Annotated in this window: 21 protein-coding genes; 18 read left to right on the top strand and 3 right to left on the bottom strand. The window is 66.5% G+C overall.

Going from position 1 to position 20,195, the window contains the following annotated elements:
• Positions 1-15: 15 nt before the first annotated feature.
• Positions 16-3,150: an Rne/Rng family ribonuclease gene (locus BTE28158_RS14850; RefSeq protein WP_151048372.1), complete on the bottom strand. Its 3,135-nt coding sequence runs from the start codon at positions 3,148-3,150 to the stop codon at positions 16-18.
• Positions 3,151-3,874: 724 nt separating this feature from the next.
• On the opposite strand from BTE28158_RS14850, the gene BTE28158_RS14845 reads away from it, so the two are divergent.
• From BTE28158_RS14845 to BTE28158_RS14830, 4 genes are read left to right on the top strand one after another with little or no spacing between them, the layout of a single operon-like run.
• Entirely contained in the window at positions 3,875-4,879 is a 1,005-nt protein-coding gene (locus tag BTE28158_RS14845; protein ID WP_059607020.1) for an RluA family pseudouridine synthase, read from the top strand.
• Between the two features lie 5 nt (positions 4,880-4,884).
• Positions 4,885-5,544 carry an HAD-IA family hydrolase gene (locus BTE28158_RS14840; protein ID WP_059607022.1) on the top strand — a complete coding sequence of 220 codons (660 nt, stop codon included), beginning with the start codon at positions 4,885-4,887 and terminating at the stop codon, positions 5,542-5,544.
• Positions 5,541-5,951, top strand: coding sequence for a Rieske (2Fe-2S) protein (locus BTE28158_RS14835; RefSeq protein WP_059607024.1), 411 nt, complete (start codon positions 5,541-5,543; stop codon positions 5,949-5,951). The genes BTE28158_RS14840 and BTE28158_RS14835 overlap by 4 nt, the downstream gene beginning before the upstream one ends.
• Positions 5,952-5,963: 12 nt before the next feature.
• Complete coding sequence (locus BTE28158_RS14830) at positions 5,964-6,956, top strand: S49 family peptidase (protein ID WP_124623335.1); 993 nt, start codon at positions 5,964-5,966, stop codon at positions 6,954-6,956.
• A 72-nt stretch (positions 6,957-7,028) separates the two neighbouring features.
• Here BTE28158_RS14830 and BTE28158_RS14825 read toward each other — a convergent pair whose 3' ends face one another.
• Positions 7,029-7,751: an SAM-dependent methyltransferase gene (locus BTE28158_RS14825; RefSeq protein ID WP_059447957.1), complete on the bottom strand. Its 723-nt coding sequence runs from the start codon at positions 7,749-7,751 to the stop codon at positions 7,029-7,031.
• The gene (locus BTE28158_RS14820) at positions 7,748-8,377 is read right to left on the bottom strand and encodes a Maf-like protein (RefSeq protein WP_124902111.1); all 630 of its coding nucleotides are present in this window, start codon (positions 8,375-8,377) and stop codon (positions 7,748-7,750) included. Before BTE28158_RS14820 ends, BTE28158_RS14825 begins: the two co-directional genes overlap by 4 nt.
• 255 nt (positions 8,378-8,632) lie before the next feature.
• Between BTE28158_RS14820 and BTE28158_RS14815 the strand changes: the two genes are divergently transcribed.
• The 14 genes from BTE28158_RS14815 (at position 8,633) to BTE28158_RS14750 (ending at position 20,052) form a co-directional block, all read left to right on the top strand.
• Positions 8,633-9,268 carry a YceD family protein gene (locus BTE28158_RS14815; RefSeq protein WP_151048388.1) on the top strand — a complete coding sequence of 212 codons (636 nt, stop codon included), beginning with the start codon at positions 8,633-8,635 and terminating at the stop codon, positions 9,266-9,268.
• Between the two features lie 98 nt (positions 9,269-9,366).
• Positions 9,367-9,546, top strand: a complete 180-nt coding sequence (rpmF, locus tag BTE28158_RS14810) for a 50S ribosomal protein L32 (RefSeq protein ID WP_006051932.1) — start codon at positions 9,367-9,369, stop codon at positions 9,544-9,546.
• Between the two features lie 129 nt (positions 9,547-9,675).
• Positions 9,676-10,782, top strand: a complete 1,107-nt coding sequence (gene plsX, locus BTE28158_RS14805; protein ID WP_059607035.1) for a phosphate acyltransferase PlsX — start codon at positions 9,676-9,678, stop codon at positions 10,780-10,782.
• The gene (locus BTE28158_RS14800; protein WP_059607037.1) at positions 10,783-11,772 is read left to right on the top strand and encodes a beta-ketoacyl-ACP synthase III; all 990 of its coding nucleotides are present in this window, start codon (positions 10,783-10,785) and stop codon (positions 11,770-11,772) included. It abuts the gene before it with no gap.
• An 85-nt stretch (positions 11,773-11,857) separates the two neighbouring features.
• Positions 11,858-12,790, top strand: a complete 933-nt coding sequence (gene fabD, locus BTE28158_RS14795) for an ACP S-malonyltransferase (RefSeq protein WP_124902110.1) — start codon at positions 11,858-11,860, stop codon at positions 12,788-12,790.
• Positions 12,791-12,826: 36 nt separating this feature from the next.
• Positions 12,827-13,576: a 3-oxoacyl-ACP reductase FabG gene (gene fabG / locus BTE28158_RS14790; protein ID WP_059607041.1), complete on the top strand. Its 750-nt coding sequence runs from the start codon at positions 12,827-12,829 to the stop codon at positions 13,574-13,576.
• 144 nt (positions 13,577-13,720) lie between these two features.
• Positions 13,721-13,960: an acyl carrier protein gene (gene acpP / locus BTE28158_RS14785; RefSeq protein WP_004197638.1), complete on the top strand. Its 240-nt coding sequence runs from the start codon at positions 13,721-13,723 to the stop codon at positions 13,958-13,960.
• A gap of 162 nt (positions 13,961-14,122) precedes the next feature.
• A complete protein-coding gene (gene fabF / locus BTE28158_RS14780) occupies positions 14,123-15,355 on the top strand; it encodes a beta-ketoacyl-ACP synthase II (protein WP_124623329.1) in 1,233 nt (410 codons plus the stop codon).
• A gap of 11 nt (positions 15,356-15,366) precedes the next feature.
• On the top strand, positions 15,367-15,831 hold the full coding sequence (locus tag BTE28158_RS14775; RefSeq protein WP_151048373.1) for a protein YgfX: 465 nt from the start codon (positions 15,367-15,369) through the stop codon (positions 15,829-15,831).
• Between the two features lie 91 nt (positions 15,832-15,922).
• Positions 15,923-16,522, top strand: a complete 600-nt coding sequence (rpoE, locus tag BTE28158_RS14770; protein WP_006752490.1) for an RNA polymerase sigma factor RpoE — start codon at positions 15,923-15,925, stop codon at positions 16,520-16,522.
• Between the two features lie 88 nt (positions 16,523-16,610).
• On the top strand, positions 16,611-17,228 hold the full coding sequence (locus BTE28158_RS14765; protein ID WP_059523722.1) for a sigma-E factor negative regulatory protein: 618 nt from the start codon (positions 16,611-16,613) through the stop codon (positions 17,226-17,228).
• Between the two features lie 5 nt (positions 17,229-17,233).
• Positions 17,234-18,286 (top strand): MucB/RseB C-terminal domain-containing protein, encoded by a 1,053-nt coding sequence (locus BTE28158_RS14760; RefSeq protein WP_059607047.1) that lies wholly within the window; start codon positions 17,234-17,236, stop codon positions 18,284-18,286.
• A gap of 16 nt (positions 18,287-18,302) precedes the next feature.
• Positions 18,303-19,808 (top strand): DegQ family serine endoprotease, encoded by a 1,506-nt coding sequence (locus BTE28158_RS14755; protein ID WP_124623326.1) that lies wholly within the window; start codon positions 18,303-18,305, stop codon positions 19,806-19,808.
• Between the two features lie 7 nt (positions 19,809-19,815).
• Positions 19,816-20,052 carry a glutaredoxin family protein gene (locus BTE28158_RS14750; protein ID WP_059607051.1) on the top strand — a complete coding sequence of 79 codons (237 nt, stop codon included), beginning with the start codon at positions 19,816-19,818 and terminating at the stop codon, positions 20,050-20,052.
• Positions 20,053-20,195: the final 143 nt, after the last annotated feature.

Raw genomic sequence — 20,195 nt, 5'->3', positions numbered from 1 at the left:
CGGGCGATGCGCCGCTTAATGTTGCGACGTTTCGACCTGCTGCATCGGGGTCGGGTCGACCGGCGGCAGCGCCTTGCGCTCGCGCGGAACGCGGACCGCGCGCGGCAGGCGCGACGCGGCTTCCTGAGCAGCGCGGAACTTGTCGGCGTCGGTGTTCACCCACACGAGACCGGCTTGTTCCAGCACGGCATCGAGGCTCGCCGAAGCTGGCGCAGCGGCCGGTTGCACGGGCGCCGGAGCTGGCGCAGCAACGGCTTCGACCGGTGCGGTTTCGACGCGGGCCGGTTCGACGCGAGCGGGTTCGAGGCGAGCCGGTTCGACGTGAGCCGGTTCGACAACGGCCGGAACCGCTTCGGCTGCGACGACCGGTGCCGGTGCGGCCTGCTCGACGGGCGCGGACTGCGGCGCTTCGACGGCAGCGGGCGCGGCCGGCACTTCGAACGCATCGGTCGGCGAAACCGCGACCGGAGCCGGGCCGGCTTCCGGAGCAGCGGCCGGCGCGACCGGTGCCGATTCGGCTGCCGGTGCGACGACGGCGGGCTCGAGCGGTGCGACCGGCGTTGCTTCGACGCGAACCGGTGCCGGTTGCGGCTCGACTACGACCGGTGCGACCGATACGGCCGTATGAGCCGGCTCGTCCGCGCTCGAGGGTTCCGTCGTCACGGCCTGCATGGCGACTTCGCCGTCCGCGCCTTGCTCGGCGTGGTCGACGACTGCGCCTTCGTCCTCGCGCTCGCGACGACCGCCACGGCGACCGCGGCGGCGGCGGCGACGTTCCTCGCCGTCACGTGCGCTGGCTTCCGCGTCGGCTGCGACATCGGCGCCCGGCAGGGCGACGGCTGCGGCCTGGTCGGCATCCGCTTCCGGATGGTTTTCGCCACGGGTGACGGTTTCGAGCGTCGCCGCGTGTTGCATCGGCTTGCGGCGCTCTCCGCGCTCGCGACGTTCGCCGCGCTCCTGGCGCTCGCCGCGGCCGGCTGCCTCGACGGCTTCCGGCTGCTCGGTGCGCTCGCGCGGTTCGCGGTTCTCGCGCGGTTCACGCGGCTCGCGGCCTTCGCGCGGGCCACGGCCTTCGCGACTTTCTCGACCCTCACGGCTTTCGCGCGGCTCGCGACCTTCACGCGGCTCGCGGCTTTCGCGCGGTTCGCGGCCTTCACGCGGTTCGCGGCCTTCACGCGGTTCGCGACCCTCGCGCGGCTCGCGACCTTCCTTGCCTTCGCGTTCCAGGCGTTGCGACTGGCCACGGCCTGCCGCTGCCTGGTCGCGGCCACCCTGAGCCTGCTGGGCGCCGCCACGGCGGTTGCGGTTGCGATCGCCGCCGCGCTGCTCGGTCTTCTCGGTCCGCTCGCGGGCCGGACGGGTTGCCTGTTCCTTGGCCGGTGCCGGTGCGACCGGCGCGGGCGCCGGAGCCGGCGACATGCCGAACAGACCCTTCAGCCAGCCGATGAAACCGCCGCTCGCCGCGGCGACCGGTGCGGGCGCCGCAACCGCCGGCTCGACCGGGCGCTGCGGTGCCGGGCTCGGTGCCGGACGCTCGGGCGTGATGCCCTTGACCGCCGCTTCCTGCTTCGGCTTCACGTCGGCCGCACGCTTGCTGTAGCCGGTTTCCGACTCCAGTTCGCGGGCGGCTTCCTCTGCCATCTTCCAGGACGCACGCGGATCGTCGAGGCGCGCGTCGTCATGGCGCAGGCGCTCGAGCTTGTAGTGCGGCGTATCGAGGTGCTTGTTCGGGATCAGCACGATGCCGACCTTGAAGCGCGACTCGATCTTGTTGATTTCCTGACGCTTTTCGTTGAGCAGGAAGGCGGTCACCTCGACCGGCACCTGGCAGTGGATCGCCGCGGTGTTTTCCTTCATCGCTTCTTCCTGAATGATCCGCAGGACCTGCAGCGCGGACGATTCGGTATCGCGGATGTGGCCGGTGCCGTTGCAGCGCGGGCACGTCACGTGGCTGCCTTCCGACAGGGCCGGACGCAGGCGCTGACGCGACAGTTCCATCAGGCCGAAGCGGGAGATCTTGCCCATCTGCACGCGTGCACGGTCATGCTTGAGCGCGTCTTTCAGGCGCTGCTCGACTTCGCGTTGGCTCTTCGCCGACTCCATGTCGATGAAGTCGATCACGATCAGGCCGCCGAGGTCGCGCAGGCGGAGCTGGCGGGCCACTTCGTCGGCCGCTTCGAGGTTCGTGCGGGTCGCCGTTTCCTCGATGTCCGCACCCTTGGTCGCGCGCGCCGAGTTCACGTCGATCGCGACGAGCGCTTCGGTGTGGTCGATCACGATCGCGCCGCCCGACGGCAGCGGCACCGTGCGCGAGTAGGCCGTTTCGATCTGGTGCTCGATCTGGAAGCGGGAGAACAGCGGCACGTCGTCGTGGTAGCGCTTCACCTTCGACACGTTGTCCGGCATCACGATGTCCATGAACGCACGGGCCTGATCGTAGATCTCGGTCGTGTCGATCAGGATTTCGCCGATATCGGGCTGGAAATAGTCCCGGATCGCGCGGATCACGAGGCTCGATTCCAGGTAGATCAGCATCGGCTGGCCGGAGTTGCCGCTTTGCGACGCCGCTTCGATCGCGCGCCACAGTTGCAGCAGGTAGTTCAGGTCCCACTGCAGTTCCTCGGCGCTGCGGCCGATGCCCGCGGTACGGGCGATCATGCTCATGCCGTCCGGAATCTGCAGTTGCGACATCGTTTCGCGCAGTTCCTGGCGCTCGTCGCCCTCGATCCGGCGCGATACACCGCCGCCGCGCGGATTGTTCGGCATCAGCACCAGGTAGCGGCCGGCGAGCGAGATGAAGGTCGTGAGGGCGGCGCCCTTGTTGCCGCGCTCTTCCTTCTCGACCTGGACGATCAGCTCCTGGCCTTCGCGCAGGGCATCCTGGATGCGCGCGGAGCGCATGTCGATGCCTTCCTTGAAGTACTGGCGGGCGACTTCCTTGAACGGCAGGAAGCCGTGGCGATCTTCGCCGTAGTTGACGAAGCACGCTTCGAGCGACGGCTCGATGCGGGTGACGACACCTTTGTAGATATTGCCTTTGCGCTGTTCGCGCCCGGCTGTCTCGATGTCGATGTCGATGAGCTTTTGCCCATCAACGATGGCGACGCGCAGCTCCTCCTGCTGCGTCGCATTGAACAGCATGCGTTTCATGTACGACTCCAGGCGGCTCCGCAGCCGGCGCCTCGCGGTTGTCAGTCGCGAGGGCGGGAACGACGGCAGGCCGCACCTTGTTGTGTTGTCACAAGCACGCTGGAGCGGGAACGATGGCGGGGAGAATTGCCTGAAGAGGCGCTTGGGCCCGAAAGACGGGGCCGGCGGCCGTAGGGCACCTGCGAATACGGCTTCAAAGCACGGCGTTCACACACCGCACGCTGCAAAAAAGCGCGCTAAGCCTGAGTCCGCGCATTGCCACGGGCGCGCGCAATGCGTCGCGCGCGCCGACGGGCGGCAGATGCTGCGGCTTGGGCCGCAGCGGGGAGTATCGAATCCAGCCCGACTTTCCCGCTTGGGGTGTACTTCCCTGGTTTGACGTCGCCAAGCCCCGCACGCTTCGCGGGGCCAAATCGGGCGCAACGCCGTAATTTTCGCAACCGGCAGCCTGCGGACGCACTTCGCGCCGTCGGGCTGCCGATCAAATTCTTTTCAACCAACTTTCCGTTACCGCGGCGCCTTGCCGACCGAATCCGCCTGTGGGCGCGATCCTTGCCGACGGGCGGCGCCGTGCGTGCAACTTGCTGCATCTCTTTGATTAGGGGCGAGCAGCGGACCCCCGGCGCAAGTAAAATAATGGTTTCCGCTTGCACCTTGCCCGACTCGGTCGGGGCCGGCCGGTCAGGCCACCCTCAACGTCAGGCTGGGCAAAATTATATTCAGTATGAATGAGTTAGGCAAAATATCCCAGAATTCAGTCGCAAGCGGCCAGGTATCGATGATCGAGATCGACGAAAACTCGGCCGGTCAGCGGATCGACAACTTCCTGTTGCGCGTCTGTAAAGGCGTGCCGAAAAGCCATATTTACCGGATCCTGCGCAGCGGCGAAGTGCGCGTGAACAAGGGCCGGATCGATGCGCAGTACCGGCTCGCTCTCGGCGACATCGTGCGCGTACCGCCCGTGCGCGTGGCCGCGGCGGACCTCGCGCGCGCCGACACGCCGATCGTGCCGCCCGCGCAATTCGAGGTGCTGTACGAAGACGACGCCATGCTCGTCATCAACAAGCCGGCCGGCGTCGCCGTGCACGGCGGCAGCGGCGTTGCGTTCGGCGTGATCGAGCAGATGCGTCAGGCGCGTCCGCGCGCGAAGTTCCTCGAACTCGTGCATCGGCTCGACCGCGAGACGTCCGGGATCCTGATGCTCGCGAAGAAGCGCTCGGCGCTCGTCGGCCTGCACGAGCAGATTCGCGAGAACCGGATGGACAAGCGTTACTTCGCGTGCGGACATGGAGAATGGCAGGCCGACTGGGGCCGCCGCCGTGCGGTGAAGGCGCCGCTGTTCAAGTATTCGACCCCGGAAGGGGAGCGGCGGGTGCGCGTGCAGGACGACGGCCTGCCGTCGCACACGGTGTTCAACCTGATCGAGCGCTGGCCGGACTATGCGCTGGTCGAAGCGGAACTCAAAACGGGTCGGACCCATCAGATTCGTGTGCACCTCGCGCATCTCGGCCTGCCGATCGCCGGCGACGCCAAGTATGGCGACTTCGCACTGAACAAGGCGCTGGCGCGCGCGAATGCGCAGCCGTCGCTCAAGCGGATGTTCCTGCACGCGCACCGGCTGAAGCTCACCCATCCGCTGACCGGCGAGGCGCTGCAGTTCGACGCGCCGCTGCCGGACGAATGCCGGCGCTTCCTCGATCAACTCAGCGCTCTGCGCGATACCGCCTGACTCGCATGGCCCGACAGCAATTTGACCTGATCGTCTTCGACTGGGACGGCACGCTGATGGATTCGACTGCGCACATCGCGCACAGCATCCAGGCCGCGTGCCGCGATCTCGGCCTACCCACGCCGTCGGACGAGGCGTCCCGCTATGTGATCGGCCTCGGCCTGCGCGATGCGCTTCAGATTACTGCGCCGACCCTCGATCCGTCCGACTATCCGCGGCTGGCCGAACGTTATCGCCATCACTACTTGCTGGACGATCAGCGCATCGAGCTGTTCGCCGGCGTGCGCGAACTGCTCGCGGAATTGCGCGACATGGGTTACCTGCTCGCGGTCGCGACCGGCAAGGGCCGAGTCGGGCTGAACCGCGTGCTCGACCAGTCAAAGCTGACGAGCCTGTTCGATGCGACGCGCTGCGCGGACGAAACGTTCTCGAAGCCGCACCCGGCGATGCTTCACGAACTGTCGCGCGAATTGGGGCAGGATCTTGCGCGTACCGTGATGATCGGCGACACCACGCACGACCTGCAGATGGCCGCCAGTGCCGGGGCCGCCGGCATCGGTGTTTCGTATGGTGCGCACACGGCCGATGCGCTGGCCGCGCTGACGCCGCGCTTCGTCGCGCCGGACGTCGGCGCGCTGGCGGCGTGGCTGCGGGAGCACGCATGAGCACGGCGCCGGAAGTCGTGCGCGTGTGTGCATCGGACGCGCTGGCCGACGGCGGTGCCGGCGTGCGCGTCGACGCATCGCTGCGCGGCGAGCAGGCGGTCGTGTTCTTCGTGCGCTACGAAGGTCGTGCGTACGGCTACCTGAACCGCTGCGCGCACGTGCCGATGGAACTCGACTGGGCCGAAGGGCAGTTCTTCGAGTCGTCGGGCCTGTACCTGATGTGTGCGACGCACGGCGCGATCTATGCGCCGGATACCGGCAAGTGTGTCGGCGGCCCATGCCGCGGCGGTCGCCTGCGGCCGGTCGAAGTCGACGAGCGCGACACGCCGGACGGGCGTGCGGTATTCTGGGTGCCGGATGCCGACTTGGGCCCCGCCGCTCCGCCCCCTTCCGCCACGACCGACTGAAGACATTACTGCATGGCCGACCAACCGAACATCCCTGATTCCTCCTCCCGTCCCGACAGCCGCGAACCGAACTGGGAGCGTGCGGCGCTCGAGCGGATCGCGCTCGCGGCCGTCAAGGAACAGCGCGCGGCGCGGCGCTGGAAGATCTTCTTCCGCTTTGCGTTTCTCGGCGTATTCGTGCTGCTCGCGTTCGCGCTGATCGATTTCTCGAGCGACTCGAAGTTCTCGTCGAGCGGGCGCCACACGGCGCTCGTGACGATCGACGGCGAGATCGCGGCGGGCACCAACGCGAATGCCGACGACATCAATACGGCGCTGGATGCCGCTTTCGACGACAGCGGCACGGCCGGCGTCGTGCTGCGGATCAACAGCCCGGGCGGCAGCCCGGTGCAGGCAGGAATGGTCTATGACGAGATCCGCCGGCTCCGCACGAAGTATCCGGACAAGCCGTTGTACGTCGTCGTGACCGACATGTGCGCATCGGGTGGCTATTACATTGCGTCCGCCGCCGACAAGATCTTCGTCGACAAGGCGAGTATCGTCGGCTCGATCGGGGTGCTGATGGACGGGTTCGGCTTCACGGGCCTGATGGGCAAGCTGGGCGTCGATCGCCGCCTGCACACAGCGGGTGAAAACAAGGGCTTCTACGACCCGTTCTCGCCCGACACGCCGAAGATGGATGCCCATGCGCAGGCGCTGCTCGACCAGGTCCATGCGCAGTTCATCAAGGCCGTGAAGGATGGCCGCGGCAAGCGGCTGCACGAAACGCCCGACATGTTCTCGGGCCTGTTCTGGACCGGCGAGAAGAGCGTCGAACTCGGGCTCGCCGACGGCTACGGCACGACCGACACGGTCGCGCGCGACGTGCTGAAGGCGCCGGATCTCGTCGACTACACGGTGAAGGAAAGCCTGACGAATCGTGTTGCGCGCAAGTTCGGCGCGGCGGTCGGCGGTGCAGCGATGAAGGCGCTGACCGCGGGCGGCACGTCGTTCAGCCTGCGCTGAGCGCCAGCCGGCCGGCGCCGCGCCGATTGGGGCGGGGCGCCCCGTGCCGCGAGGCTGTTGCCGGTGCCGATCTCAGTTCGCGAGCAGCAGGAAGATGGCGGGGCGCTTGTGCAGGTTCGGCGCCGGCGCCTTTTTCCAGTCGGCCACCGAACGGCTGGCGATCGTCTCGGTTTCGAGGGTCAAGTCGGCCGCGACGCAGATCTGCGTCGACGGCGCGCAGGTCGCGACGAGCGTATCGAGCATCGCATGGTTCCGGTACGGCGTCTCGATGAATATCTGCGTCTGGCGCGCCTTGCGCGACAACTGCTCGAGTTCACGCAGGCGTTTCGCGCGCGCGGCCGCATCGACCGGCAGATAGCCGTTGAACGCGAAACTCTGGCCGTTCAGGCCCGATGCCATCAGCGCTAGCAGGATCGAACTCGGCCCGACGAGCGGCACGACTTTCACGCCGCGCTCGTGCGCCCGGCGGACCAGCAGCGCGCCGGGATCGGCAACGGCGGGGCAGCCGGCCTCGGATACGAGCCCGGCGTCCGCGCCCGCCAGTACCGGTGCGAGCAGCCGGTCGATCTCGCCGGCCGGCGTATTGACGTTCAGTTCCCGAATCTCGATCTCCTGGATCGGCCGCGTCGTGCCGATCTTCTTCAGGAACGCGCGGGTCGTTTTCGCGTTTTCGCCGATGTAGTAGCCGAGCGTGCCGGCGCGCGCCTGCACGGCCGCGGGCAGCACGGCGGCGAGCATCGATGCGTCGCCTTCGCCGAGGGTGTTCGGGACGAGATAGAGCGTGCCGGCCGTCATGCGCGGTCTCCTTGGGTAGCGAACAATGGATAGCCCGCGGCGCGCAGCATCCGCGTGAGCGCGATCAGCGGCAGGCCGACGAGGGCCGTGGGGTCGTCGGAGTCGATGGCATCCAGCAGCGCGATGCCGAGCCCTTCTGACTTCGCGCTGCCGGCGACGTCGTACGGCGTTTCCGCGCGCAGGTAAGCGTCGAGTTCGGCTTCGGACAGCGAGCGGAAGCGCACGTGCGTGACGACGTCCTCGCTCCAGGTTTCACCCGTGCGGCTGTCGTACAGGCTGAGCGCACTGTGGAATTCGACGTCGCGGCCCTGCATCGACAGGAGCTGCGCGAGCGCGCGCTCGTGCGTGCCGGGCTTGCCGATCTGGCGGCCGTCGAACGTCGCGACCTGGTCCGACCCGATCACGAGCACGCCGTCCGGCGCGTCGATCGTCGCGGCGACCGCGCGCGCCTTCGCGCCGGCGAGGCGCAGTGCGGTCTCGGCCGGCGCTTCTCCTGCGAGCGGGGTTTCGTCGAGGTCGGGCGACATGACGTCGAACGGCATGCCGAGGCGCTCGAGGAGCGCGCGGCGGTAGCGGGAACTGGAGGCGAGAATCAGCCGCGGCGGGCGGCAAACGGTATCCGGCATGGTCGGTTGGGTCGATGAGTCGTCAGGTGTGGCGCGGTGTTGCGAGGGCGCAAGCATAAGTGATTGACCGAAAAAGGTAAAACAGGTATGCTTTCCCGCTTTTCATCGGCAGGCTTTCGCTGTGGTGGCGCCTGCCGGGTCGTCGGACGTAAAGTACGTAATCGTACGCGGCGTAGATCGCGCACGTGTGCGGCGCCAAATATGTGGCGCCAGCAAGTCGGGTCCCGCAAGTCAGCCTGTAGGCAGGAGCGCAACATGAACACTTCTTCTGGCAAACCTGCGGCGTCGCTTGATCCGCACGCGGTCGACCTGTTCGAATTGGCCCGCAGCGGGCGGCAAGCAGCGGGTGCCGTGCGGCTGTCGCAGCTGCCGCGCATGCTGAGCGAAGTGCCGGCGGACGCGCCCGATCGTGACACGGTCTTCACGTGGCAGGCCGAAGGGTTCACCCAGAAAGAGTTGCAGGACGACGGCGCCGATGGGCAGCAGCCGTATCTGCGCCTCGCGGTGCATGGCCATGCGTGGCTCACGTGCCAGCGCTGCATGACCCCGTACGACCAGACGTTCGACGTCGACATGACGTACCGGGTCGTTGCGACCGAAGAAGAAGCTGAAGAATTTCCGCTCGACGACGATGAAGCCGATGTGATCGTGGGCTCACGCCAGTTCGATCTCGTCGACTTGATCGAAGAGGAGTTGCTGCTTTCGTTGCCGCTCGTGCCCAAGCACGAGGTTTGCCCGGCAGTTCACGAAAGCCTCGTGTCGGGTGCGAGCGGTCCTTCGGAAGACGCGGACGACGAGTCCGCCGAAGACGAGGACGAAGGCAAACGGCCGAATCCGTTCGCGGCGCTGGAAGCGCTGAAGAAGGACGGGGACGGCGGCAAGAAACACTAAGCAGTTGTGGCGCGGGAAGGCGTAAGGGCTTTGGGCCAGGGTAGTTAAGCGCCGGATCGGGCTGTGTTAGAATCCGGAAAATTATTTAGGAGTTAGTCATGGCAGTCCAGCAAAACAAGAAGTCGCCGTCGAAGCGCGGCATGCATCGTTCGCACGATTTCCTGACGGCAGCGCCGCTGGCAGTCGAGCCGAGCACGGGTGAAGTGCATCTGCGTCACCACGTCAGCCCGAACGGCTACTATCGCGGCAAGAAAGTCGTCAAGACGAAGAACGACTAAGCGTCAAGTCACGCGTTGCGCGCTACGTTCGCCGTTCGCGTGACAACTGGTTCGCTTGACACTTTCCTGGCTCAACAAAAAGGCGGCATTCAACTGCCGCTTTTTTGTGCCTGAAATTCGTCGCATTCCATGACCGTAAAGCTCACAATCGATTGCATGGGAGGCGACCACGGCCCGTCCGTGACCGTTCCCGCGGCAGTCAAGTTCGTCCGCGCGCATCCCGATGCGCACCTGATGCTCGTCGGCATCGAAAGCGCGATCCGCGCTCAGCTGAAAAAGCTGAAAGCCCTCGACGATCCCGCGCTGACCATCGTGCCCGCCACCGAAGTCGTGGCGATGGACGACCCTGTCGAAGTGGCGCTGCGCAAGAAGAAGGATTCTTCGATGCGTGTCGCGCTCAACCACGTCAAGGACGGCGCGGCCCAGGCCTGTATCTCCGCCGGCAATACCGGTGCGCTGATGGCCGTTTCCCGTTACGTGCTCAAGACGCTGCCCGGCATCGAGCGGCCAGCGATCGCGTTCGCGCTGCCGAACCCGACCGGCTACACGATGATGCTGGACCTCGGCGCGAACGTCGACTGCGAGCCGCAGCACCTGCTGCAGTTCGCGGAGATGGGGCATGCGCTCGTTGCCGCGCTCGAAGGCAAGGAGCGTCCGACGATCGGCCTGCTGAACATCGGCGAAGAGGTCATCAAGGGCAACGAGACGATCAAGCGCGCAGGGGAACTGCTGCGCGCCAGCACGCTGAATTTCCGCGGCAACGTCGAAGGCAACGACATCTATAAAGGCACGGTCGACGTGATCGTCTGCGACGGCTTCGTCGGCAACGTCGCGCTGAAGACGTCCGAAGGGCTCGCGCAGATGCTCTCCGACATCATCCGCGAGGAGTTCGGCCGTTCGCTGATGTCGAAGCTGATGGCGCTGCTTGCGCTGCCGGTGCTGATGCGTTTCAAGAAGCGCGTCGATCACCGCCAGTACAATGGAGCAGCGCTGCTGGGGCTGAAGAGCCTCGTGATCAAAAGCCACGGTTCGGCCGATGCCTATGCGTTTGAGTGGGCGATCAAACGCGGGTATGATGCCGTCAAAAACGGCGTGCTGGAGCGCCTCGCGCGCGCGATGGCGGACAATTCGGTGTCGCTCGGCGACGGCGAACACGACGCGGGCGGCGCGGGCCAGACGAGCCCGGCCGCAGGCCATCACGCCGAACCTTCCGCTGCGCAATCCTCTAAAGCATAAATGGCCCAATCGACTCTCTATTCCCGCGTGCTCGGCACGGGCAGCTATCTGCCGCCCGACCGCGTCACGAACCAGCAGCTTGCCGATCGACTCGCGAAGGAAGGCATCGAGACGAGCGATGAGTGGATCGTTGCGCGCACGGGCATCCATGCGCGTCACTTCGCCGCACCGGACGTCACGACGAGCGACCTCGCGCTCGAGGCGTCGCGTCGTGCGATCGAAATGGCCGGTATCGATCCGCAGTCGATCGACCTGATCATCGTCGCGACTTCGACACCCGATTTCGTGTTTCCCAGCACGGCGTGCCTGCTGCAGAACAAGCTCGGCATCAAGAACGGCGGCGCGGCATTCGACGTGCAGGCCGTGTGCTCCGGCTTTGCCTATGCGATGGCGACGGCAGACAGCTTCATCCGCAGTGGCCAGCACCGCACGGCGCTCATCGTCGGCGCGGAGACGTTCTCGCGCATTCTCGATTTCAAGGACCGGACGACCTGCGTGCTGTTCGGCGACGGCGCGGGCGCGGTGATCCTGTCCGCATCGGAAGAGCCGGGCGTGCTCGGCAGCGCGCTGCACGCAGACGGCAGTTATTCGAACATCCTCTGCACACCGGGCAACGTCAATCGCGGCGTGATCGACGGCAGCGCGTTCCTGTACATGGACGGGCAGGCCGTGTTCAAGCTCGCGGTCAACGTGCTCGAAAAGGTCGCGATCGAGGCGCTCGCCAAGGCGAATCTCGCGCCGGAGCAGATCGACTGGCTGATTCCGCACCAGGCCAACATCCGCATCATGACCAGCACCTGCCGCAAGCTCGGCCTGCCGCAGGAGCGCATGGTCGTGACGGTCGACCAGCACGGCAACACGTCGGCTGCGTCGATCCCGCTGGCGCTCGACACCGCGGTGCGCGACGGCCGCATCCAGCGCGGTCAGCACGTGCTGATCGAAGGCGTCGGCGGTGGCTTCACGTGGGGCGCATCCGTCTTCCGCTACTGATCCGCGGCGCGCAATGGCTGCGCGCGGATCCCGAACCGGCGCGCCGTTCGCGCGCGCCGTCCGAATCGATTCAATTGGGGACGATATGAAATTTGCATTCGTTTTTCCGGGGCAGGGCTCGCAGTCGGTCGGCATGCTCAACGCATTCGCCGATCTGGCCGTCGTGCGCGAGACGCTTCAGGAAGCATCCGATGCACTCAATCAGGATCTCGGCAAGCTGATCGCCGAAGGTCCGGCCGAAGAACTGAATCTGACCACCAACACGCAGCCCGTGATGCTGACGGCCGCCTACGCGTGCTACCGCGCATGGCAGCAGGCCGGCGGCCCGGCCCCGTCGATCGTCGCGGGCCACAGCCTCGGCGAATACACGGCGCTCGTCGCCGCGGGCGCGATCGCGTTCAAGGACGCAGTGCCGCTCGTGCGCTTCCGCGCGCAGGCGATGCAGACGGCCGTGCCGGTCGGCGAGGGCGGCATGGCCGCGATCCTGGGTCTCGATGACGACACGGTGCGCGCGGTGTGTGTCGAAGCCGCGCAAGCGGGCGTCGTCGAAGCCGTGAACTTCAACGCTCCGGCGCAGGTCGTGATCGCGGGCGCGAAGGCGGCCGTCGAGAAGGCCTGCGAGATCGCGAAGGCGAAGGGCGCGAAGCGCGCGTTGCCGCTGCCCGTGTCGGCGCCGTTCCATTCGTCGCTGCTCAAGCCGGCGTCGGACCAGTTGCGCGACTATCTCGCGAACGTCGACGTGAAGGCGCCGCAGATTCCGGTCGTCAACAACATCGACGTCGCGGTGACCAGCGATCCGGCCGCGATCAAGGACGCGCTGGTGCGCCAGGCCGCGGGCCCGGTGCGCTGGGTCGAATGCGTGCAGCACATCGCGGGCACGGGCGTCACGCACGTGATCGAATGCGGTCCGGGCAAGGTGCTGTCGGGCCTGACGAAGCGCATCGACGGCAACCTGGTCGGCGTATCGGTGTTCGATCCGGCTTCGCTCGACGAAGCACTGAAGCTGGCGACCGCCTGACGCGGCGCCTTTCCTCAAGAGACGGATATTCGATTCATGGAAAAGACTCTCGATAAACAGGTCGCGATCGTGACCGGCGCGTCTCGCGGCATCGGCCGGGCGATCGCGCTCGAACTCGCGCGCCTGGGCGCGACGGTGATCGGCACGGCGACGAGCGAATCGGGCGCCGCCGCGATTACCGCAGGGTTCGCGGAAGCGGGCGTGACGGGCCGCGGCGCGGTGCTGAACGTCAACGACGCGGCGGCGGCCGAAGCGCTGATCGACGCGACCGTGAAGGAATTCGGCGCGCTCCACGTGCTCGTCAACAACGCCGGGATCACGCAGGACCAGCTCGCGATGCGGATGAAGGACGAGGACTGGGACGCGGTGATCGACACCAACCTGAAGTCGGTGTTCCGCCTGTCGCGTGCAGTGCTGCGCCCGATGATGAAGGCCCGCGGCGGCCGTATCATCAACATCACGTCGGTGGTCGGTTCGGCCGGCAACCCGGGGCAGGTCAACTATGCTGCCGCGAAGGCCGGCGTCGCGGGCATGACCCGTGCGCTCGCGCGCGAGATCGGCAGCCGCGGCATCACGGTGAACTGCGTCGCGCCGGGCTTCATCGACACCGACATGACGAAGACGCTGCCGGAAGAACAGCAGACCGCGCTCAAGACCCAGATTCCGCTCGGCCGCCTCGGCAGCCCGGAAGACATTGCCCATGCCGTCGCGTTCCTCGCATCGCCGCAGGCCGGTTACATCACCGGCACGACGCTGCACGTGAACGGCGGCATGTACATGTCGTAACGGTTTTCGTTTACCATCCGCGCCGTATCCCGTTTTTCAGGCGGATAGGCGCTTGATCGACCATCAAGCCAACGCGCGTTTTGGCGTCAGCAAACCTGATAAAATGCGCGCACTTGTAAATCTGAACTTTCCCTCGGAGGGGTAATGGATAACATCGAACAACGTGTCAAGAAGATCGTCGCTGAGCAACTGGGCGTCGCAGAAGCCGAGATCAAGAACGAAGCATCGTTCGTGAACGACCTGGGCGCGGACTCGCTCGACACGGTCGAACTGGTGATGGCGCTCGAAGACGAGTTCGGCATGGAAATCCCGGACGAAGAAGCAGAGAAGATCACGACCGTTCAGCAAGCGATCGACTACGCTCGCGCAAACGTCAAGGCGTAAGCGCCTTTCGCGCTTGTCTGCCACGTCGCCGCGATCTTCGCGTTTGACGCGCCATCCTGCCGGCAACCGCGCCGGACGGACTAACAGCCACAGGGCTCGCAGGGCTGGTTCCTGTGGCCACTGTGGCTTTTGTTTTTGTCATCCAATGGAAAAGAGGTTACCGTGAGCCGCCGTCGTGTTGTCGTTACAGGCCTGGGGCTGATTTCGCCTGTTGGCAATAATGTTGCCGACGGCTGGGCCAATCTCGTCGCCGGCAGGTCCGGCATCGCCACCGTCACGAAGTTCGATCCGTCGAACCTTGCCGTGCATTTCGCGGGTGAGGTGAAGGGTTTCAGCGCCGAGGAGTACATTCCGGCGAAGGAAGCCCGCAACATGGATACGTTCATCCATTACGGCATCGCAGCCGGCGTCCAGGCAATCCGGGACAGCGGCCTCGAAGTGAACGAAGCCAATGCGGAACGCATCGGCGTGCTGGTCGGCTCCGGCATCGGCGGCCTGCCGATGATCGAAGACACGCACCAGACCTACGTCGATCGCGGCGCGCGCCGGATCTCGCCGTTCTTCGTGCCGGGTTCGATCATCAACATGATCTCGGGTCACCTGAGCATCATGTTCGGCCTGAAGGGCCCGAACCTCGCGGCCGTGACGGCCTGCACGACCGGTCTGCACAGCATCGGCCTCGCGGCGCGCCTGATCCAGGCCGGCGACGCCGACGTGATGGTCGCGGGCGGCGCCGAATCGACGGTGTCGCCGCTCGGCATCGGCGGCTTCGCGGCTGCGCGTGCGCTATCGACCCGCAATGACGATCCGGCCACTGCGTCCCGTCCGTGGGACAAGGACCGCGACGGCTTCGTGCTGGGCGAGGGTGCAGGCGTCATGGTGCTCGAGGAATACGAGGCGGCGAAGGCGCGCGGCGCGAAGATCTATGCGGAAGTCTCGGGCTTCGGCATGACTGGCGATGCGTACCACATGACCGCGCCGAACATGGACGGTCCGCGCCGCTGCATGGTTGCGGCACTGCGCGACGCCGGCTTGAACGCGGACGAGGTTCAGTACCTGAACGCGCACGGCACGTCGACGCCGCTCGGCGACAAGAACGAGTCCGACGCGGTGAAGGCGGCCTTCGGCGAGCATGCGTACAAGCTCGTCGTGAACTCGACGAAGTCGATGACGGGCCACCTGCTGGGTGGCGCGGGCGGTCTCGAGTCGGTGTTCACGGTGCTGGCGCTGCACAACAACGTGTCGCCGCCGACCATCAACATCTTCAACCAGGACCCCGAGTGCGATCTCGATTACTGCGCGAATACCGCGCGTGACATGAAGATCGACGTTGCCGTGAAGAACAACTTCGGCTTCGGCGGTACCAACGGCACGCTGGTGTTCAAGCGCGTCTGACGCCGAATCGCTTGACGAGTCCATTCGATGCTCCGGCCGGGCGTCCGCAGCGCTTTGCGTTGCGGGCCTCGGCCGTGTCGTATGTCGCGTTGGCCGTGTTCGTCGCGGCGGCTGCCGCGTCCGCGTACCTGTTCTGGGCGCCGCGGGCCGGTGCTGCCGCCGGCGCGTGCGTGTCCGCGGCGACGGCTGCGCTGCTTGCCGCGTGTGCCGCGCGGGCCTGTGCCCGTCGGCTGCCGGCCGAGCTGCGGATCGATGCATTCGGGGAGATTGCGGCGTTTGGCCGCACCGGGCGCTTGCTGGCCCGGGGCCGCGTGACCGGCCATGCACACTGGAGCAGCCTGCTGCTCGTGCTGTCGGTCGGGCAGGGCGCCCGGCGCGCCCGGCCGCTGCTGATCCCGGCCGATGCGCTCGATGCCGCGTCGTTCAGCGCGCTGTCCGTGCTGGCGCGTACCGCGGGCACGGCGGGGCGGGCATGACGGTGGCGCAGTTACCGACCGTAACCAGCGCCCGGCGCCGGAACGCTACAATAACGCTCCGCGTTGCATCCCTAGTTAACGGATTTGTCAGGTGAGTGAAAAAGAAATCGATCAGGCTCTGGTCGAGCGCGTACAGAAAGGCGACAAGGCAGCGTTCGAACTCCTGGTCTCCAAATACCACCGCAAGATCATTCGGTTGATCTCGCGCCTCGTGCGGGATCCCGCCGAGGTCGAGGATGTGGCCCAGGACGCGTTCATCAAGGCGTATCGTGCGCTGCCGCAATTTCGCGGCGAGTCGGCGTTCTACACGTGGTTGTACCGGATTGCCGTCAATACGGCGAAGAACTACCTTGCGACGCAGGGCCGCCGGGCACCGACCTCCACCGAGGCCGATGCCGAGGAAGCGGAAACTTTCTCCGACGCAGACCAACTAAGGGATATCAACACGCCTGAGTCGATGTTGATGAGCAAGCAGATTGCCGAGACGGTCAACGCTGCAATGGCCGTCCTGCCCGAAGAACTGCGCCAGGCGATCACGCTGCGCGAGATCGAGGGCCTGAGCTACGAAGAGATCGCGGAAATGATGGATTGTCCGATTGGGACGGTCCGGTCGCGGATCTTCCGGGCGCGCGAGGCAATTGCTGCGAAATTGCGTCCGCTGCTCGATACGCCCGAAGGCAAGCGCTGGTAAGCGCGACGGGCGCAACGACGCGGGTCGGGGTCTAGTTACGGATAGAGTCGTGAAGTCACGACGGGGTGTGTGCAAGATGGGGAGCATCATGGGGTCGGTCAATACGCAGTCGCAGGCGTGCTCGCGCGGCGAGCGCCTTTCCGCTCTGGTCGACGGTGAACTGTTCGACGGCCCGGATCACGGGCAGTTTCTGGCTGAGCTCGACCGCGCGGATCGCGCTGCGTGGGCCCATTACCACCTGATCGGCGATGCGCTGCGCTCGGACGAGCTCGCGCTGTCGCCCGCGCTGAGCGTCGCGTTCACCGCGCGCATGTCGGCCGCGCTCGAAAGCGAGCCGCACCTGCTCGCGCCGGCCGCCGCGCCGGTCGCGCGCAAACTGCTGTCGCTGCGCCGGCGAGTCGTGCCCGCGTTCGCGGTGGCCGCCGCGGCCGCCACGCTGACGTGGATCGTCGTCCCGCAGATGCAGACGGCCGGCGCGCCGGGCGCCGTCCAGGTCGCATCGACAGGCGCACCGCAGAACGGCAACCTGCAGCGCGTGACGGTTGCGCAGGCATCGGCGCAGCCGGGTCTGCAGGACGTCAACATCATCCGCGACGCAAGTCTCGACCAATACCTTGAAGCGCACCAGCAATTCGCGCAGCAGCCCGTCGTCACGGGCTCGATGCCGCTGATCCGCGCTGCCGTGACCACCACGCCAGGCCAATAAACCCGATGCGGACATTGCAGTTGAATCACGCCATCTCCGGATGGAAGCGGCTGCCGGCCCTCCTGCTTTGCGCAGCCGCCCTGTTGTCCGTCCAATCCCTCACAGCCAGCGCCCAGCAACCGGACGATCCCGTCGCGACCCGCAAGGGTGCGGCGGATTGGCTCGATCGCATCCAGCAGGCGGCGCAGCAGCAGAGCTACGAGGGTACGTTCGTCTACCAGCGCGGCGGCTATGTCCAGTCGTCGCGTATCGCGCACGTGGCGTCCCGCGACGGCGAGTTCGAGCGGATCGAATCGCTCGACGGCAAGCCGCGCAAGGTTCTGCGGCACAACGACGAGTTGTACACGTTCGTTCCCGAGCGCAAGTTGTGCGTGGTCGAGCGCCGCCAGACGCGCGATTCGTTCCCTGCATTGCTCGGCGCGGGCGGCGAGCACGTGATGTCCGTTTATGACGCGAAGCTGCTCGGCAAGGACCGTGTGGCCGGAGTCGATGCGCAAGTGGTCGAACTCGTACCGAAGGATGCGTACCGGTTCACGTACAAGCTGTGGGCCGACACCCGCACCGGGCTGCTGCTGCGTTCGCAGACGCTCGATGCGAGCGATCACGTGCTCGAGCAGGTCGCATTTTCGCAAGTGCAGACAGGCGGCACGGCCGGCGACAAATCCGCGATTGCGGCCGGTATGCGCAACCTGAGCGGCTGGACGGTCGTCCGCCCGCCGGTCGCGACGGTCGACATGGAAGCGCAGGGCTGGCAGATCGCACCGACCATCGCCGGATTCCGGAAGATTCGCGAGGTGCGCCGCCCGATGGCCGCGCGCGACGCCGGTGATCCGCCGATTCCGGTCGATCAGGCCGTCTTCACCGACGGCCTCGCGACGATCTCCGTCTTCATCGAGCCGGCCGAAAAGAACACGCGCAAGGAAGGTGCAGGCAGCACCGGCGCGACCCACGTGCTCGTGAAGCGTCGCGGCGACTACTGGATCACCGTGCTCGGCGAAGTGCCGCCGGCCACGTTGCAGCAGTTCGCGTCTGCCATAGAATACAAGGCTTCCAAGTAACGCTACGGCTTTCGACATGACGAAACTCACGCTGCGCAAAGTGTTCGCGGCGGCGGTGCTGTTTGCCTGCCTGCCGCTTGCCTCGCATACCGCTGCCGCTGTCACGCCTCCTGCAGCCAGTCTTCCCGACTTCGCCGATCTGGTCGAGAAGGTCGGGCCGGCTGTCGTGAACATCCGAACCACCGCGAACGTGCCGACGCCCGGGCCGCGCGGCGTGCTCCCGCCGGGCTTCGACAACGGCGACATGTCGGAATTCTTCCGGCGCTTCTTCGGCATTCCGCTGCCGCAGGCGCCCGGTAGCGGTGGCGGCAACGGCAATGGCAACCCGAAAAACGCGCCGGCGCCAGACAATCCGCCCGACACCGAGCAGAACCGCGGCGTCGGTTCGGGCTTCATCGTGTCGGCGGACGGCTACGTGATGACCAACGCGCACGTCGTCGACGACGCTGACACCATCTACGTGACGTTGACCGACAAGCGCGAATTCAAGGCGAAACTGGTCGGCGTCGACGACCGCACGGACGTCGCGGTCGTCAAGATCCAGGCGTCGAATCTGCCGGTCGTCGCGATCGGCGATTCGAACAAGGTGCGCGTCGGCGAGTGGGTCGTCGCGATCGGCTCGCCGTTCGGCCTCGACAACACCGTGACGGCCGGCATCGTGAGTTCGAAGAGCCGCAACACGGGCGATTACCTGCCGTTCATCCAGACCGACGTCGCGGTGAACCCCGGCAACTCGGGCGGCCCGCTGATCAACATGCAGGGCGAGGTGATCGGCATCAACTCGCAGATCTACAGCCGCACCGGCGGTTTCATGGGCATTTCGTTCGCGATCCCGATCGACGAGGCGATGCGCGTGGCGGACCAGCTGAAGGCGACCGGCAAGGTCACGCGCGGCCGCATCGCGGTGGCGATCGGCGAAGTGACGAAGGATGTGGCCGACTCGATCGGGTTGCCGAAGGCGGAAGGCGCGCTCGTCAGCAGCGTCGAGCCGGGCGGTCCGGCCGACAAGGCGGGCATTCAGCCGGGTGACATCATCCTGAAGTTCAACGGCCGGCCGGTCGATGCGGCGTCGGATCTGCCGCGCATGGTCGGCGACACGAAGCCGGGCACCAAGGCGACCGTCAGCGTGTGGCGCAAGGGTCAGGCGCGTGATGTGCCGATCACGATCGCCGAGACGCCGGCGGAGACGACGGCGAAGGCCGAGCAGCGCAAGAATGTGCCGCAGAAGCCGCGCCAGGCCAATTCACTCGGCTTGACGGTCAGCGACCTTTCGGCTGACCAGCTGAAGTCGCTGAAGCTGAAGAATGGCGTGCAGATCGACGGCGTCGACGGTCCGGCGGCCCGTGCGGGCCTGCAGCGCGGCGACATCGTGCTGCGCGTCGGCGACACCGACATCACGAGCGCGAAGCAGTTCGCCGACGTGACCGCGCAGTTGGATCCGCAGAAGGCGGTCGCGGTGCTCGTGCGGCGCGGCGACAACACGCAGTTCGTGCCTGTGCGCCCGCGCCCGATCCAGAAGTAACGCGCCGATGTTCACGCTCTACGGCCGCGGCTGGTGCCATCTGTGCGACGACATGCGCGATGCGCTGGCGCCCGTGGCGGCCGAGTTCGGCGTTGCCGTCGACTACGTCGACATCGACGCCGATCCGGCGCTCGTCGCCCGGTACGACGAGGACGTGCCGGTGCTGTTGCTGGACGGCACGGAGGTGTGCCGCCACCGGTTCGACGAGGCGAGGGTGCGCGGCGCGCTATCGGCGCGGCGCTGAATCTGGCCCCGCCGCCGGCCGCGCCCTGCGCGGAGTTCCGGTGCGAGTCTGCCCGCCAAGGCCTCCGGCAGGGTGCCCTGACCGGGCGTCCTCGACCAGACGTCCCAAATTACCGCCCGGCAAAGGCCTTTTCGGCTAAAATA

Origin of the sequence: Burkholderia diffusa, assembly GCF_902499115.1 — a bacterium.
GTDB classification, from domain to species: domain Bacteria; phylum Pseudomonadota; class Gammaproteobacteria; order Burkholderiales; family Burkholderiaceae; genus Burkholderia; species Burkholderia diffusa.
The sequence above is the reverse complement of the archived record's forward strand: the minus strand, read 5'-3'. Positions and strand labels throughout refer to the sequence as shown.